13 protein-coding genes are annotated in these 14,983 nt (G+C 57.9%); 6 read left to right on the top strand and 7 right to left on the bottom strand.

The genetic code is table 11. From position 1 onward, the window contains the following. Nucleotide 1: 1 nt before the first annotated feature. From I6L35_RS10945 to I6L35_RS10925, 5 genes are all read right to left on the bottom strand, one after another. Complete coding sequence (locus I6L35_RS10945; RefSeq protein ID WP_216978140.1) at nt 2-2,509, bottom strand: pesticin C-terminus-like muramidase; 2,508 nt, start codon at nt 2,507-2,509, stop codon at nt 2-4. Nucleotides 2,510-2,518: 9 nt separating this feature from the next. Beyond that, entirely contained in the window at nt 2,519-4,564 is a 2,046-nt protein-coding gene (gene tssI, locus I6L35_RS10940) for a type VI secretion system tip protein TssI/VgrG (protein ID WP_216978139.1), read from the bottom strand. A gap of 348 nt (nt 4,565-4,912) precedes the next feature. Then, on the bottom strand, nt 4,913-5,431 hold the full coding sequence (hcp1, locus tag I6L35_RS10935; RefSeq protein WP_010634242.1) for a type VI secretion system effector Hcp1: 519 nt from the start codon (nt 5,429-5,431) through the stop codon (nt 4,913-4,915). 226 nt (nt 5,432-5,657) lie between these two features. Further along, complete coding sequence (locus tag I6L35_RS10930) at nt 5,658-6,458, bottom strand: LuxR family transcriptional regulator (RefSeq protein ID WP_216978138.1); 801 nt, start codon at nt 6,456-6,458, stop codon at nt 5,658-5,660. Nucleotides 6,459-6,674: 216 nt separating this feature from the next. Then, a complete protein-coding gene (locus I6L35_RS10925; protein WP_216978137.1) occupies nt 6,675-8,780 on the bottom strand; it encodes a TonB-dependent hemoglobin/transferrin/lactoferrin family receptor in 2,106 nt (701 codons plus the stop codon). Nucleotides 8,781-8,972: 192 nt separating this feature from the next. On the opposite strand from I6L35_RS10925, the gene I6L35_RS10920 reads away from it, so the two are divergent. The 3 genes from I6L35_RS10920 to I6L35_RS10910 are packed head-to-tail and all read left to right on the top strand — an operon-like array spanning nt 8,973 to nt 10,945. Next, nucleotides 8,973-9,944 carry a ChaN family lipoprotein gene (locus I6L35_RS10920; RefSeq protein ID WP_216978136.1) on the top strand — a complete coding sequence of 324 codons (972 nt, stop codon included), beginning with the start codon at nt 8,973-8,975 and terminating at the stop codon, nt 9,942-9,944. Nucleotides 9,945-9,969: 25 nt separating this feature from the next. After that, nucleotides 9,970-10,524 (top strand): cysteine hydrolase family protein, encoded by a 555-nt coding sequence (locus tag I6L35_RS10915; RefSeq protein WP_005335255.1) that lies wholly within the window; start codon nt 9,970-9,972, stop codon nt 10,522-10,524. Nucleotides 10,525-10,561: 37 nt separating this feature from the next. Continuing rightward, the gene (locus I6L35_RS10910) at nt 10,562-10,945 is read left to right on the top strand and encodes a hypothetical protein (protein WP_216978135.1); all 384 of its coding nucleotides are present in this window, start codon (nt 10,562-10,564) and stop codon (nt 10,943-10,945) included. 87 nt (nt 10,946-11,032) lie between these two features. Here I6L35_RS10910 and hutZ read toward each other — a convergent pair whose 3' ends face one another. Both hutZ and hutX read right to left on the bottom strand, forming a co-directional pair. After that, complete coding sequence (gene hutZ / locus I6L35_RS10905; RefSeq protein ID WP_005335257.1) at nt 11,033-11,590, bottom strand: heme utilization protein HutZ; 558 nt, start codon at nt 11,588-11,590, stop codon at nt 11,033-11,035. Next, complete coding sequence (gene hutX / locus I6L35_RS10900; protein ID WP_005362516.1) at nt 11,587-12,099, bottom strand: heme utilization cystosolic carrier protein HutX; 513 nt, start codon at nt 12,097-12,099, stop codon at nt 11,587-11,589. The genes hutZ and hutX overlap by 4 nt, the downstream gene beginning before the upstream one ends. Before the next feature lie 170 nt (nt 12,100-12,269). Between hutX and I6L35_RS10895 the strand changes: the two genes are divergently transcribed. Genes I6L35_RS10895 through I6L35_RS10885 form a run of 3 tightly spaced genes read left to right on the top strand, consistent with a single transcriptional unit; the run spans nt 12,270 to nt 14,973 of the window. Next, the gene (locus I6L35_RS10895; RefSeq protein ID WP_216978134.1) at nt 12,270-13,121 is read left to right on the top strand and encodes a hemin ABC transporter substrate-binding protein; all 852 of its coding nucleotides are present in this window, start codon (nt 12,270-12,272) and stop codon (nt 13,119-13,121) included. Next, nucleotides 13,118-14,149: an iron ABC transporter permease gene (locus I6L35_RS10890; protein WP_216978133.1), complete on the top strand. Its 1,032-nt coding sequence runs from the start codon at nt 13,118-13,120 to the stop codon at nt 14,147-14,149. Before I6L35_RS10895 ends, I6L35_RS10890 begins: the two co-directional genes overlap by 4 nt. Before the next feature lie 11 nt (nt 14,150-14,160). Continuing rightward, nucleotides 14,161-14,973 (top strand): heme ABC transporter ATP-binding protein, encoded by an 813-nt coding sequence (locus tag I6L35_RS10885; protein ID WP_216978132.1) that lies wholly within the window; start codon nt 14,161-14,163, stop codon nt 14,971-14,973. Nucleotides 14,974-14,983: the final 10 nt, after the last annotated feature.

Genomic DNA, 14,983 nt, shown 5'->3' with positions numbered 1-14,983 from the left:
ATCATTCTCCCCCAGCCAATTCTTCTTCAATAAATTTAGCTTCACCTTCACGGCGGTCTCTTAGGCCCCGCTGGTTAGCCCATAGCCTTTTCATACTCCTTAGTCTGGCAGGTATGTTTTTAATATTCCCTTTAGAAAAATCATCGCCTATTTCTCTCATTTCACGACGACTATCTATTGGATCCCCTATTTTCGGTTTTTTTAATGATGGACCTCTGTTATAAACCAATGACAATATGGCACCAGCACTATCTGGAGGTAGGTTAATAGCTTGTGGGTAAGTGTTGACAACAACTTGACAGTATCGTTCCTTTAAACGCATTGCCATATCTAGTGCTCGTTCTTTATCAATCGAAATGTCAGATAATTCATGAACAATAGCTCTTGCATTATCCCCTTTTTTGCCAATTGCGGTTAACAAACGCTCCACCTGTGTCGCCGTATAATAATCACTCAACATAGTCCGTGCTGATGAGATTTCTTGTTGTCCTAAATCGTACCCATACCCAATAGTAACGCCACTTGACTGATCTCCTTTGGGGACATATGGTTTGGGCATGTATGCTTCCCAAGACAATATAAATTCCGCAGATTTTTTAGAAATTCTATAAATCCCAAGAGTGGTATTAAAATCGATTGTATCTCTGCTTGGGAGCTGCTCTGTTATTAATGCCATTATTCCTATTGGTGAAAAATGCCAAACCTCTTTATCCAGCTTTAACTTGGTCGCACTCTGCATCCACTCCAGCTTATCGATACGCTGCTTTTCATGATCAACCAGTAAATCAAAGTTTGGCAGGCCAATCTTGGTCATAAGCTTATCCAGCCATTGATAACTGCTGGCTGAAGACTTTTCATACCACTCGCTGAGATGTTTGACAATGAGCTTGTGCAACTGCTCACTGTTTTTCGGATTGCTCAAAGCAGCATGAATTTCGCCGCTGCTCAGCTTGCCATCCTTATTCTTATCAAAGCTTTTCACCAAATCAGTAAAAAGGGAAGGCGGCGCATCGGGATCCAGATAACCGTCGGAGCCACTACCATCGATCTTTTTAAAACCGATCTTCAACCAGTCATGCTGACTCAATAACTCAACTTGCTCTTTCTTGACATATTTATCTGATGAGACACAAATCCACTCCTGCTTGGCAGCATCCTTTTCCAGCTTGGGTGCTTCAACCAGCGCTTCCTTGCTTTTATCCTTGGTTGCCACCCACTTGGATTTGCCTGCCTCACTCTTCTTCTCATGGAGGATCAAATCGGCAGGCACTTTGGCATAGATTGCACCACCTTGCGTTCCCGCCTTGTTGGCCAGAACATCATCCAGACGGGGATCTTGAGTAAACACCTCAAGATGAACCTGATGCTTGCTCTGTTTGCCCCCAATCAGGGACCCCGGTGTTTCCACCAAGCCGAGATAGCCTATGGTTTCACCCGCAGCAATTACCACGGGAGATGGCAGCACATATAGCTCGTCGAGATGGGAAGGGGGAAGCCTTTTAGCTTTGATAAATTCATCTTCAACGCACACCCAGGCGAGACCACAATTCCCCTGAGCGTCACTCCCACTCGGCATGACATATTTGCATCTGGCCATCTTGCGCGCTTTATCACCAATCCAATGGAATTCGAGTTGGTGGGCATCATACTGCAACTTGGTGCCAGCTGGCAGTGAGACATTGCCACTGCCAGCCATCAAGCGACCACTTTTATCATCCAAGACAGGATCTGCACGCCCAGCCATATCCTTCAATAGCTCTGCATCTATCTGATCGAATAGCCAGGTTGGCACATTGGGCTTGATAAAGGTCAAGGCATCCGGGCTATTGGCGATCCAGACTGAACTCCCTTCACTGACTAATACCCCCACCTTTTCAGCCTCTTTTATCTGGGCATTGGACAGCTTGCTCTTGATCTTTACCTTGATGAAATCATACTCCTTGCCCCCAACACTCCCCTTTTTGGGGGGAATGCTGCTATCCATCTCCAGTTCGGTATCCTTAGGCAAAGTGAAACGGGGCAAGGCAGCATCGGCACGCTGCTGCTCTGCATTGGGATTCCTATGGGGGACAGAATTGCGAGCATTCCAACCCTTTTTCAACACCAGCCTCTCGGTACTTTGGTACTTATCCCAAGGCAACAGGTGCATATAGAGCGAATAAAAGGTGAACTCGTTTTTAGCTTTTGTTTCTGCATTGATTTCACAATATTCGTGTTGGACCAGGCAGAAGCAGTTGGAATAACGCAGTGACTCCCCCTGAAATTCAGAGGTCAGATAATCCTTCATCATCCGAAAAGCCACGACTTTGCCGTCAGCAATGGCTCGGACAGGATATTTATCCTTGCACCAGGGGGCGCTCTGGTCGCTGATATGAATACCACCGTGCCATTTGTTGTGATTGCCAAGGAGATAATGACCGGATTTTTCGCCATTAATAAGTGCAGTCAGCGCTTTGACATCCTTGAATTCTTCACCTTTGGCAGTGAGGATGGGAAATGCAAACTTCATGCTTTCTCCTTATTCAGAAAAGAGGTAGAACGCAGCGGGCTTCTCTTCTTTCAAGAGCGCCTCCATCGCCTTCTCGGTAGGAATGGCCTTGACCAGTTCAACCAGTTCTGGAGCTTTGACCACCTCAACCCCTTTGGGAATAACGGGAGCCTGACCAGCCCAGCCAGAGCCAGCTCCCGGGCTGCCTCCGGCATTGAGTTTGATGGCGGGGCCGACCAGCTTGATGCCGCTCGGGTCAACTTTGACAAAGCTGCCACCCCCCTTGAGGGTGATCTCTGAGCCCGCCTCCAGCACCAACTTGTCACCCACCTTGATATGCACCTCTTCACCCGCTTCCACCAACAGGGATTGACCCAGTTTCTGGTGCAGGGAGGTATCCACCGTCAGCGAATAGTCCGCCTTGATCTGTTCACGCTTTTCACCCTCCACCGTCAGGTGGTCGTTGGCCTTGATGCGAGTCACCCGATCAAAGTCGATGTCGGTGTGTTGGTCATGCTTGATGTGCCAGGCGGCATCGTTCTCTATCAGCACGTTCAGGTCTTTCTGACCGTGGATATAAATCTCTTCCTGTCCCGCCTGGTCTTCAAAGCGCAGCTCGTTAAAGCCCTCGCCCTTGTGAGTTTCGGTGCGCAGCACGGTGCGAGTCTTGTTGGCAGGCAGCTCATACGGCGGCCGGTTGGTGGCGTGGTAGGTGCGCCCCGTCACGATGGGCTGGTCGGGGTCGCCCTCTAGGAAGCTAACAATGACCTCGTGGCCGATACGCGGGATGGCCATCATGCCATATTGACCACCGGCCCAGCCTTGGCTCACTCGCACCCAGCAGGAGCTCTGGTCGTTGGAGCTGCCGTAGCGGTCCCACGGGAATTGCAGTTTGACCCGGCCATGTTCGTCGCAGTAAATCTCTTCCCCTTCAGGGCCCACCACCATGGCGATTTGCGGGCCATCCACCATCGGCTTATGGGGTGCCTCGGGGCTGCCGATACGGGCGCGCCAGGTGGTGCTCGCCTTCACTACGCCAAATTCGTTGTGGTAGACGGTCGGGCCACTGCCGCCCTCTTCCTCCAGCGCCTGCGGTTGCTCACCGGTGTGGCAAATATGGACGATTTGCCAGTCGGTGTTAAGGCTGCCATTGGGGTGTTCGGTGAGTGAGAAGTGCTGGCCCGGCAGCAACGCGGCGCTGTTGGATTTGCCGCTGCCTGCTACCGCGTCATTGCGCAGCGCATCGAGCCGGTGCTGGGCAAACGCCTTGCCGCTCGGGTCCTGCTTGTAGCGGCCCGGGTAGTCGAAGTGCTGATAAGTATCCCGTTGATGCTCAAGCTCTGCTCCCTGCTTTTTGTGGGAGAGGCCATAGGCCGGCGTCTTGAAGCTGTAGTCTTTCAGCTCCACATCCGAGGGGCGCACCGCCTCGCGGTAGTGGAACTGGCGCACATAGGGCCCTTGTTCCAGCGAGCGGTTGCCGAGGTTGAAGAAAAGCTCGGGGCCTTGAGTCAATGCCGCCGCGTCGTCGGCAAACACAATGCGGTGCTTGCCCGCTTCAAATTCGTGGAAGTAGAACAAGCCCTCTTCGGCAGCAAGGCGATTCACGAAATCGAGGTCGGTCTCCCGATACTGCACACAGTATTCCCGCTGGGCGTGCTCGTTCTTGAGCGCAAAGGCGTAATCGGTGATGCCATGTTCTTGCAGCAGGATACTGAGGATCTCATCGGGCTTTTGCGCCTGGAAGATGCGGGAGTTCTGGCGCAGCCCCAGCCGCCACAGGGCGGGTTTGACCTCAAGGCTATAGCGGGTGCGGCGAAAGCCGCTGTCCCCTTGGGCAAACTCGCTCACTACCCCGCACACCTGGCGTTGCAGCTCGCCGTTGTACCACACCATGAGCTCGCAGGGTTGGTCCAGCACGGCGCCAAAGTCGACATCGGGCTGGCTGCTGGCCAGCTCAAGGCGCAGGTTGAACGGCCGATTCAGTCCCTCGTCCAGCTGGAAACTCGCCACCACGAAGGTGCTCTCGGGCAGCGCCCCCACCTTGACGGTAAATTGCAATCCGGTTTGATTAGCCATGGCTCTCCCCTCTTGTCACGGCCACGCGATGTCTGCGCCCCTCTTCAAGACCCCAACCGCCAAACCACGCTACCGCCCTCTCCTGTGCCACAACGGGCAACCAAGATAACGGCGAACACGGGTTACGGGCGGATTGGGTCTGCATCACAGGACACCCTTTAGTGCTTTGCCATCCCTCCGCGCTCACTCGCAGGGCATCAAACCCCGGCTGGGGGATGGCAAAACAGAAAAGCTCCAGCCAACCCGTTGGCCAGGCTGGAGAAAATGCACAGTACAAGAAGCCGGTTGAACAACCGGCTCAAAGACACATTACTACTTACAAGGAATACCAAAGTACCGAAGCAAGGCTTACGCCTCGATGGGGGCGCGCCAGTCGTCCGCACCGGAAGTGCCGGCAACGGTGTGCTCCCAGTCAATCTTGCGGTAAGCCATGGAGACCTGGATAAGCTGGGTAAAGTCAGACTTCGCCGGGTCCTGGCAGTGGGGCATCTGGCAGTCGATGTCAACGATAGTGGCATCGGTCAGCACGGTAGAGAAGAAGTGCTCCTGCTTGCCCTCAACGGAGGTGCGATACCACTTCAGGGTCACTTTCGGCAGCATTTCGCCGGAAGCCAGCGCGTTGTACATCAGCGGCACGGCTTTGTTCAGGGCGACGGTGAACTTGAACGGCTTGTGGACACGCTGACCGGCAGGCTGACCGGATTGCGGGTCGGTCGGGACGGTGACAACGTGCTGGAACTCTTGTACCAGCATCTCGTCTTCGTGGCCTTGCACGAAGATGTTGCCGACTGAGTCAGAGGTGAAGGCCCCGGCGGTGATATTGCCCTGGGTTTTACCTTCGATGCTGATATAACATGGAGTTGGCATGTGTATGCTCCTAAATAAGTTGGTTAAACGAGATAGCACTCGACCAACCTTTAGCAGCGACCATGCCACTTTTTTATTCTTTATTTATCAGTCAATTACCTTCCATCTGTTCTCTCTCTACGCGCATAGATGCAATAACTTGCGCAATATCATCACACCCACTGGCAAAACTGACATTTTTAGTAATTTAATCTACGTAATGAGCAATTTTTTGCGTTAGGCAGCATCATGCACTGTCATCATCCACATTTTCAATCTGTGCCGTGTCAATGTTCAGTCTGACAATACCCTGCATCAGCGCCCATGATATCGCCTGATTTTTGCAGCTCGCACCCAGCTTCTCCGCTATCCGTTCAAGATGGAAAGTGACGGTTCTGGGCTTGATCCCCAGGATCTGGGCAATATCACTCACTTGCTTGCCTTCGGCAGCCCACTGGCACACTTCCTGCTCCCGTAACGTCAGCTCTTCCTGAGGCTGCCTCACACAGAGACAAACACGGGCTACCGCTTCAAAGACATGCACAGCCAGCCAGCTTAAAAAAGGAGTGGCACTCAACCATTGATGCTCGGTTCGTGGGGCGCGAGTGATCAATGACAGCAAGCCAACATGGCCATTAGCCCCATGCCAGGGAATTGTGATCCCGTCGCGCAGCCCCATCTCATATGCCTGCCGCATCACCTCCAGCCCCACCATATCTTGCCGCTCACAACACTCGGTGATCAGGCTGCCCCAGAGGATGGGGGTGCTCTGCTTCATCCCTTTTCTCACAACGGGATCCACCGTAAAGAAACGTTGTTTGTCGTAGCTCTGCACCCACTCGGCAGGGCATCCGTTAAAAATCCTCACATCAGGACGCTGAATCGAACTGGGAAAGATGAATCCCAGCCGGAAGTGGTCAAAACCCATCTGCTGGCTAAGGGTACGCAGCAGGGCCACTATGGTCTGCTCGTCAGAGGCCTCATTGAAGCGGGTAATCAGCTCAAGAGCGTCGGCGGTGTCGAGGAAAAAGTTCGATGTCGAAGTCAAAAGCTAGGCACACCCATTGTAAAGAATTACTAAATGTCATTAACAATGAATCAAATAGCATAATATCTCGCCAACACAAAGAAAAAGGCGAAGCCAATGAATAACATGGTGTGAGCGGGTCACCTCACACCTGGCTACATGTATAAAAAATCCCCGCCTGTCAGGGCGGGGATCCGGTGCGGGCAACAGCCCTCGATCACTGCGTGTGTTGTCTTTTTAGAATACGTATTTGACCCGTGCACTCAGGTTGCGGCCCGGTTCGGTCATCATGCTGTTATCGGAGCCCTGGGCACGACCGGCGATGCGCTCGTAGCTGGTGTACTCCTTGTCAAACAGGTTGAAGACCCCGACGTTGAGCTGCAGATCGGTCATCGGGTTGAACTGGGCGTACATATCCACAACACCCCAACCGGCGCTCTTCACGTAATCCTTGCCTTTGCTGTCTTTACGGACTTTGTCCATGTCGTCCGCAAAGCGCAGCGCGGTGTTGAAGTTCCATTGGGACTGTTCCAGACGCACACCGACCGAGCCGTTCAGCGGGCTCAGGCTGTTGATGTAGTTGCCATCCCCATCCTTGCCTTCGATGTAGGCGAGGTTGCCCCAGACATTGACGATATTGTTGAGCCAGTAATCCGCCTTGGCTTCGACCCCTTTGGTGGTCGCCTTGCTCAGGTTCTGGTACTGGTAGACGGCGGTGCGTCCCTGCTGACCCACTTCCACCATCTCGATGAAATCGTCGAACTTGTTGTAGAAGCTGGCCAATTCATAGCTAAAGCCGTGGCTGTTGCCACGCACGCCGAGATCGATGCCGTCGCTGCTCTCCGGATTGAGGTTCGGGTTGGGCTCGATGCGATAGCCGTAAGCCTGATGGTTCAGGGTGGAGAAGGCGCTGTCATACATGGGGGCCTTGAAACCGTGGCTGTACTGGGCGAACAGGTTGGCCGCCTCGTGGGCCTTGAACACCAGACCCAGCTTGGGTGACAACTCCCCTTCGGAGAACTTGTGCAGCTTGTCGCCTGTGTAGGCCGGATCGTTGTCCGGAGTCATCCGGTAGTAGTCATAACGGGCACCCGGGGTGAGCACCCAGCGCTCGCCAAACTTGATCTCGTCAAAGGCCCACAGGGCGCTGCGCTCGCTGGTGGTAGCCGGGAAACTCAGCTCGTTGTAGCCGACAAAATCACCGGGAGTCGTCGGCCCCTTGTAACGGGTACGTTCGTTGTCGGTGTGCTCGTATTCAGCACCCCAGGCCAGGCGGTGGTTGGCGACCGCCTTGTGGAACTGCAGCTGGGCGCCGATGTTCTTCTGATCGAACACGTTGTGATCCAGCGAGTTTTTGGTCACATAGGGGTTGCCGGGGCTGACCGGATACTTGGATGAGGCGTACTGATCCAGCGTCTGCTTGGTGCGGGCGAAGTAGACCTTGCTATCCATCCGATCAGCCCAGCCTTGATTCAGCGCGATGCCGTGATCCAGCACCACAGAGAGGTTGTCGGTCTGCTTGTCGGTGATGGGCTGATCAAAGACACGGGCAGTACCGGTACCGACCTTGTTGAGCTTGACCGCATCCGGCTCCTCGCCATCGGTCAGGTAGTCAACGGTCAGCTTGAGGAACTGCTCATCGGAGAGGTTCCACTTGCTCTTGAGCAGCAGGGCGTGGGTACCGATATCGAAGTCGTTTTTGGTGGAGTCGAAATTCTGGGTCACACCGCCATCGCGCCAGGTGTAGCGCAGCAGGTTCTCCACTTCACCAGTGCGCAAGGCGCCGGTAAAGCCCGCCATCTTCTGGTGGCTGCTGGAGGCGTAACCGCTGGTCACATCCAGATAACTATCCTTGCCCTTGAGGAAGTCGCTGGCATCCTTGGTGGTGATGGCAATCACGCCACCCAGCGCATCGGAGCCGTAGGCGGCAGAAGCGGGCCCCTTTGCCACTTCTACCTGCTTGATCATGTCGGTATCGAAGTAGCTCTGGCCAACACCGCCCTTGCTGTAAGCATCGTTCTGGCGCACGCCGTCGCGCACCACCTTGACCCGGTTTTCACCCATGCCGCGGATGATGAAGGTCTGCGCATCCCCCTGACCGCCGAGCACGGTCACACCGGGTTCGTAGCGGAACAGGTCGGCGACGTTGGTGACGACCTGCTCTTCAATCTGCTTGGCGGTGATCACCGAGATGGGGCCGGAGACATCTTCCAGTTTTTGCTCCATCCGTGAGCCGCTGACGACCACGACTTCATCCGCCTTCTGGGTGGCAGCAAAGACCTGGGAGGAGAGACCGGCCGCCACGGCGAGGGCAACCAGAGAGAGTGCGTTATGATGGGTCACAGCGAATCCTTATTGAGAACTGTTATCAAACAGGCCGCATATTACCCGGCTCTCGACAAAGATCAACAAGAAACGAAATCATTCTCATTTGTTTTGAACCAAATTGGTTTTACACTGTCGCCCTGTGTTGCCCTTATTCTCTATTAGCCCCCGAGATGCACCGGCATCCGGGCATATCAGCCGTGAGATCCCATGATTAGACGACTTCCCCTGCTCGCCCTGCCGCTGCTACTGGCAGCCTGTGCCACCCCAACCCAGCCAACCGTGTCATCACAGTTGCAGACGCTCTATGACTACCGGCTAAGCAGCGAGGGAGATGCAGACCTGACGCTGGAGCAGGCAATCGCGCGAATTGCCGACGCCGACATCATTCTGGTGGGCGAGCTGCACAGCCATCCCGCCGTGCATCTGTTGCAATCGCGCCTGCTGAGCGGGCTCTACACCGCAGGTCAGCAGCACGGTCGGCCATTGGTCCTCTCCATGGAGCAGTTCAGCCGCGCCGATCAGAAGACGCTGGATGCCTATCTGGCGAACCAGATTGGTGAAGCGGCCTTGATCCGCGAAGGCAACGCCTGGCCCAACTATCCGAGCGACTATCGCCCATTGGTGGAGTTTGCCAAAGCGCACCAGATGCAGGTGATCGCCGCCAACGCCCCCAAACCGCTGGTGAGCTGTGTCGGTCAGGAGGGGGCTGAGTGGCTCGACAAACTGCCCGCGTCGCGCCGCAGCCAGCTGGCCCGCCAACTGACGCTGGGGGATGATCCCTATCGCCAGAAATTTATGGCCTCCATGCACCACGGCGATGCCGACAGCAACGCTCGCCGCTTCGCCGCCCAGACCAGCTGGGATGACACCATGGCCGAGAGCATGGTGGATTATCTCGCCAAGCACCCGGGCCAGCAGATCATGCATATCGCCGGCAATTTCCACGTCGAGGGGGGGCTTGGACTCGCCAGTCGCATCGCCAGCCGCAATCCTGCCCTCAAGGTGGCGCTGGTCGTGCCCCGTACAGATGAGACCTCTGTTGCAGATCCCGCAGCCGATGTGCAGGTAACCATCATGCCGCTGCCTAAGCGCTGGCAAAACAGTGACGAGATGAAGCAAGATATGGGCGCGCTGCATCAATCCCGCAGTCGTGACTGCAGCCAGTGGCTGCAACCCTAATCTTCCAGGAAACGGCGGGTAAAATATGGATGTGTTACTGATCATCGATGTGCAGCAAGGCTTGTTCAACGAGCCCCGTTACCGCCAGGAGCAGGTGCTGGCCAATATCAATCGGGCTGCGGCCCATGTCAGGCAGCAACAGGGAAGGGTCATCTATATCCAGCATGACTCGCCCCCCGGTACCGAACTGGAACCGGGCACCCCGGGTTGGCAGTTGCACAGTGCGCTGCAACCGGCCAAGGGAGATAGCCGGGTGCGCAAGACAGCATGTGACAGCTTTCTCGATACCGAGCTTGCCTTCCTGCTGGCCGAGCAGCCGGTCGATCGACTCATTCTCTGTGGCTGTGCCACCGATTTTTGCGTCGATACCACGGTGCGCAGTGCCGCCTCCCATGGGTACGAGGTGCTGGTATTGAGCGATGGTCACACCACCGCCGATCGCCCCCACCTGAGCGCGGCCCAGATCACCGAGCACCATCACTGGATGTGGCGCCACCTCAGCCTGCCGGAGGGGCGCAGTGTGACCCTGCTCACCACCGACGAGCTGCTGGCAGTAACACCCGCCCTGCAGCCGTGCTAATCTGCGAGCCTCGCCTCGTTTCTCACTGGAGTCTGTCGTGCGCCTGTTGTCTGCCACCCTGTTGTTGATTGTTCCCCTGCTGTCGGCCTGCTCCAGCTTGCCCGGCCAGAAGTATGACGGGCCGGCCCCCCTGTTTCTGACCCACATCAACGAGGAGGGGAGCAAGCGGTTCACCTTTGAAGCCGCGCCCAACGACACCTTGCCGCGCGGCCTCTCGGCAGCCCAGAGCCAGCGGCTGCTGGAGCAGCGGGAGGCGTTACAGGAGAACCTGCTGACCGAGACCCTGGCGACCAAGCAGTATTGCCGCCAGGGCTACATAGTGCTGAGCCAGACCTCCTGGAAGGTGCGGGGAGAGTGCAACGAAACGGCTACCGACGCCGATCGTCGCGCTTTTCCCAACAAGGCCAGCTGGCAGGATTGAACAGGCCGGATGAGATAACGCAATAAAAACGGGCAGCCCAGTGGCTGCCCGTTTTGTTATGACGGCTGTCGTGGTCGACAGGGATCCTCAGACCGGCGCATCGGCCGGGCTGGTGAGCTCGGCACCGTTGTCGATGCGCTTGTGCCCCTCCACCAGATGGACAAAATCCACCAGCTCGTCACCGGAGACCGCGAACGCCTGGCCGAAGCCCTTGACGAACAGCCCCTGCTCCGGCTTGAGGCGGAACAGTTTGAAATCCTTGAGGTTGGAGAGACCCTTGATGATCTCGCCAAAACGCCCCTCCAGCGCCGCGACCGCCTTGCTCCAGCGAGCGTCGTCACGGGCTACCACTTCAGCCACCGCATCGAAGGTCAGGCGCTTGCGGGCAAACAGCTCGCGGGCACCGCTCTCATCCTCGATCAGCATCAGGGATACCCGCGGCACCTGTTGCAGGTTGCGGGCGTGGCGAGCGATCTCGGAGATCAGCACATAGTAGCCATCTTCCTGCAGCACGAACGGGGCATAGCTGGCGTTGGGATTGCCTTCGCCATCGACGGTGGCGAGCTGCAGGGTACGGCAGCTGTCGCGAAACTCGCGGATCTCCGGTTGCAGGCGGTTCTGCAGACGCTCCTGACGTTCACTCATGCTTTGACTTCCTCTTGAGAGTTGTGGCGCAGCGCCATAAAACGGGTGACCTGATCGGCCAGCAGCTGGCGTTTCTCGTCGCGACCCAGATAGACCTTGAAAATGCAGCGGCCGGAGTGACCGAAGAACTGGAAGGAGTGCCCCTCCTTGCCCATGAACAGCTTGCTGACCAGCGCAATCCCCGCCACGTTGTCGAGCTTGAGGTGACCATGCAGCTCACCGTCGCGGCCCATCAGGTTGTAGTAGCCGCGTGCGTCCTTGCCTTTCGGGAAGGGGGCTTTTACCTCGAAGATGGATCCTTCTGATTCGACGATGGTGGTCACCGGGCCCCAGTCGGCCAGATCTTCCAGCAGACCTTGGGCGCGATCGGCGGGTAGCAGGGTCACCAGCTCGGCGGGCAGATGGCGAACCACCTCCCATTCGCTGATGGCAAGCTGGGCCGCAAGGGTGGACGGATGAGCGCCGGGATCCTGCTCCAGCAGCGCGTGAATGCGTTGTGCAATGCTCATGTTTTCTCCCTCTGCGGGACCATCTTGTCCCGCTGTTTATCATGGCGGCTACTCTAATAAAGCACCGGAATCAATGCAATTGATAATTGCTATCATTATCAGTGCATTTTTTCCAAAGCCTTGATATTCTCGACGGCACACCCGTTTCATTCACCCCTTCGGAGGTTAGCATGGGCCGTCGTCTTGCCCTCGCCATCACCCTGCTCTGCAGTTCACTCTCCCCCTTCTCTGCCGTTGCCGCAGACGGACAGAAAGAGCGTATCGTCAGTATCGGCCCGGCCACCACAGAACTCATTCTGGCCCTTGGCGGTGAATCGAGCCTGATCGCCACCGATGTCAGCAGCCCCTTGCCAAAAGGGTTGCCCAAGGTGGGTTATCACCGAGCACTGGCCGCCGAAGGGATCCTGAGCCTATCCCCCACCCGACTGGTGGGCAGCGACGAGATGGGCCCGGCCCCGACCCTGGATCAGCTGCGCCGTGCCGGGGTCAAGGTGGAGGTGCTGGATACCGCGCCGACTCTCGCCAACCTCAACCAGCGTATCGACACCCTCGCCAGCCTGCTGGGCGACAAAGCCGCTGGCGATCGCCTGAAGGCAGAGATCCAGGCCCAGACCGCTCAGCTGGCGGCGCAAGCCAAACAGAACAAACCGCTCAAGGTCGCCTTCCTGCTGCTGCACAAGGGGCAACCCACCAGCATCGCCGGGGGGGACACCACCGCCAGCGCGCTGGTCTCGCTGGCAGGCGGCATCAATCCGGTCGCCGAGTTGCGCAACTACAAGCCGGTATCCGCCGAATCCCTCATCGAGATGCAGCCCGATCTGGTGCTGGTCAGCGGTCGTGACTGGCAGCAGTATGCCGATCCGGCCAAGGTGCTGGCGGAAGTGCCCGCCCTGGCCGCCACCCCGGCTGGCAAGCGTAACGCCATTCACGCCATCGATGGCCACGCCCTGCAAGGGGGCCTGAGCCTCAACTCCCTGCAACAGGCGAACCAGATCGCCCAGTGGATCAAGCAGGGGTCATGATGCGGTTACCCCTCTCCTGGCTGCTGGCCTTCACCACGGCCGCACTGGCGCTGTTGCTGCTCGGTTCGCTGGCAACCGGCCCCATGACCCTCACCCTGGGCGAGAGTCTGCGGGCGCTGTTTGCCGGGCAGGAGAGCGGGATTGAGTCACACAAGCTGCTGATCGTGCAGGAAATTCGCCTGCCTCGTACCCTGCTCTGCATCGCAGTGGGGGGGATCCTCGGGCTCTGTGGCGCCGTGATGCAGGGGCTGTTTCGCAACCCCCTGGCTGACCCCGGCATCATAGGTGTCTCCGGCGGTGCGGCGCTCGGCGCGGCGCTCGCCATCGTGCTGCTGGCCCCCCTCGGCCAGCAGCTGCAAACCACCATCGGGGTTGGTCTGCTGCCGCTGCTCGCCTTTCTCGGCGGCGCGCTCACCACCACCCTGGTCTATCTGCTCGGCACCCGTGAGGGGGGCACCTCGGTCACTGTCATGCTGCTGGCCGGGGTCGCCATCACGGCGCTCTCCGGTGCAGTGATCGGCCTGCTCACCTATCTGGCGGACGATCAGATGCTGCGCAACCTGAGCCTGTGGCAGATGGGAACGCTGGCGGCAGGCAAACCGGCCGATGTGGCGCTGGCCATGCTCACCCTGGCGGCCCTGCTGTGGCTCTTTATGCGCGATGCCAATCCCCTCAATGCCCTGCTGCTGGGTGAAGGAGAGGCCCGTCATCTTGGGGTCAATGTGCAATCCCTCAAACGTCGCCTGATCCTGCTCACCGCAGCGGGCGTCGGGGTGGCGGTGGCGGTAGCCGGGATGATCGGCTTCGTCGGGCTGGTAGTGCCCCATCTGGTGCGCCTGCTGGCGGGCCCCAACCACGTCAGGTTGCTGCCGCTCTCGGCCCTGCTTGGCGCCGCCCTGCTGCTGGCAGCCGATATGCTGGCACGCACCCTGCTGGCCCCGGCCGAGCTGCCGGTGGGCATCATCACCGCCCTGCTCGGCGCTCCCTTCTTCATCTGGCTGCTGGTAAAAGGCCGCCGCGCCCTGTAATACGGACTGTTATGCAACCACTCTCATCCTCACTCTCCTCCCCCCTGTTGAGCTGCACCCGACTCAGCCTGCGTCGTGGCCAGCGCCAGATCCTGGATGGGCTCAATCTCGACCTCGAGAGCGGCACCCTGACCGCTCTGCTCGGCCCCAACGGGGCGGGCAAGAGCTCGCTGCTCAAGTGCCTGACCGGCGAGCTGGAATATGAGGGCACCATCACCCTGTTTGGCGCGGATCGCCGGCAGTGGGACAGCAACCAGCTGGCCCACCGGCTCGGGGTATTGCCGCAAAGCTCCTCCCTCAACTTCCCCTTTCTCTGCGAGGAAGTGGTTGCCATGGGGCGCTTGCCCCACAGTGAACCGGCGGCGCGGCGCGACGATATTGTGGCGGCGGCCATGACTCATGCCGGGGTCGAGCATCTGGCCAAGCGGCTCTATCCCGGGCTCTCCGGCGGCGAGCGGCAGCGGGTGCAGTTTGCCCGGGTGCTGGCGCAGATTTGGCAGGCCCCCTCCCCGACCGAGCAAGCCGAGCAACCCCGCCTGCTGCTGCTCGACGAGCCCACCTCGGCGCTGGATCTGAAATACCAGCATCAGCTGCTCACCATGGCGCGCGCCCTGGCCAGCCGCAATACTGCGGTGCTGGTGGTGCTGCACGACCTCAATCTGGCGGCGCGCTATGCCGATCGGCTGGTGATGCTGGAGCGGGGCAAGCTGATGGCCGATGGCACGCCTGCCGAAGTGCTCACCCCTGAGCTGATCGCCCGGCTCTATGACTATCCGGCACAGGTGATCCACCACCCCGAGAGCGGCCTGCCGATGGTGGTGTGACAAATTCAGA

Origin of the sequence: Aeromonas sp. FDAARGOS 1405, from assembly GCF_019048265.1 — a bacterium.
GTDB classification, from domain to species: domain Bacteria; phylum Pseudomonadota; class Gammaproteobacteria; order Enterobacterales; family Aeromonadaceae; genus Aeromonas; species Aeromonas veronii_A.
Note: the sequence above shows the minus strand (reverse complement) of the source record. Positions and strands in the feature narration are given on the sequence as shown.

Bases quoted from the DNA above. Each gene is read 5' to 3' on its own strand.
- I6L35_RS10945 (WP_216978140.1), bottom strand. From the start codon at position 2,509: ATGAAGTTTGCATTTCCCATCCTCACTGCCAAAGGTGAAGAATTCAAG.
- tssI (WP_216978139.1), bottom strand. From the start codon at position 4,564: ATGGCTAATCAAACCGGATTGCAATTTACCGTCAAGGTGGGGGCGCTG.
- hcp1 (WP_010634242.1), bottom strand. From the start codon at position 5,431: ATGCCAACTCCATGTTATATCAGCATCGAAGGTAAAACCCAGGGCAAT.
- I6L35_RS10920 (WP_216978136.1), top strand. From the start codon at position 8,973: ATGATTAGACGACTTCCCCTGCTCGCCCTGCCGCTGCTACTGGCAGCC.
- I6L35_RS10915 (WP_005335255.1), top strand. From the start codon at position 9,970: ATGGATGTGTTACTGATCATCGATGTGCAGCAAGGCTTGTTCAACGAG.
- hutZ (WP_005335257.1), bottom strand. From the start codon at position 11,590: ATGAGTGAACGTCAGGAGCGTCTGCAGAACCGCCTGCAACCGGAGATC.
- hutX (WP_005362516.1), bottom strand. From the start codon at position 12,099: ATGAGCATTGCACAACGCATTCACGCGCTGCTGGAGCAGGATCCCGGC.
- I6L35_RS10895 (WP_216978134.1), top strand. From the start codon at position 12,270: ATGGGCCGTCGTCTTGCCCTCGCCATCACCCTGCTCTGCAGTTCACTC.
- I6L35_RS10890 (WP_216978133.1), top strand. From the start codon at position 13,118: ATGATGCGGTTACCCCTCTCCTGGCTGCTGGCCTTCACCACGGCCGCA.
- I6L35_RS10885 (WP_216978132.1), top strand. From the start codon at position 14,161: ATGCAACCACTCTCATCCTCACTCTCCTCCCCCCTGTTGAGCTGCACC.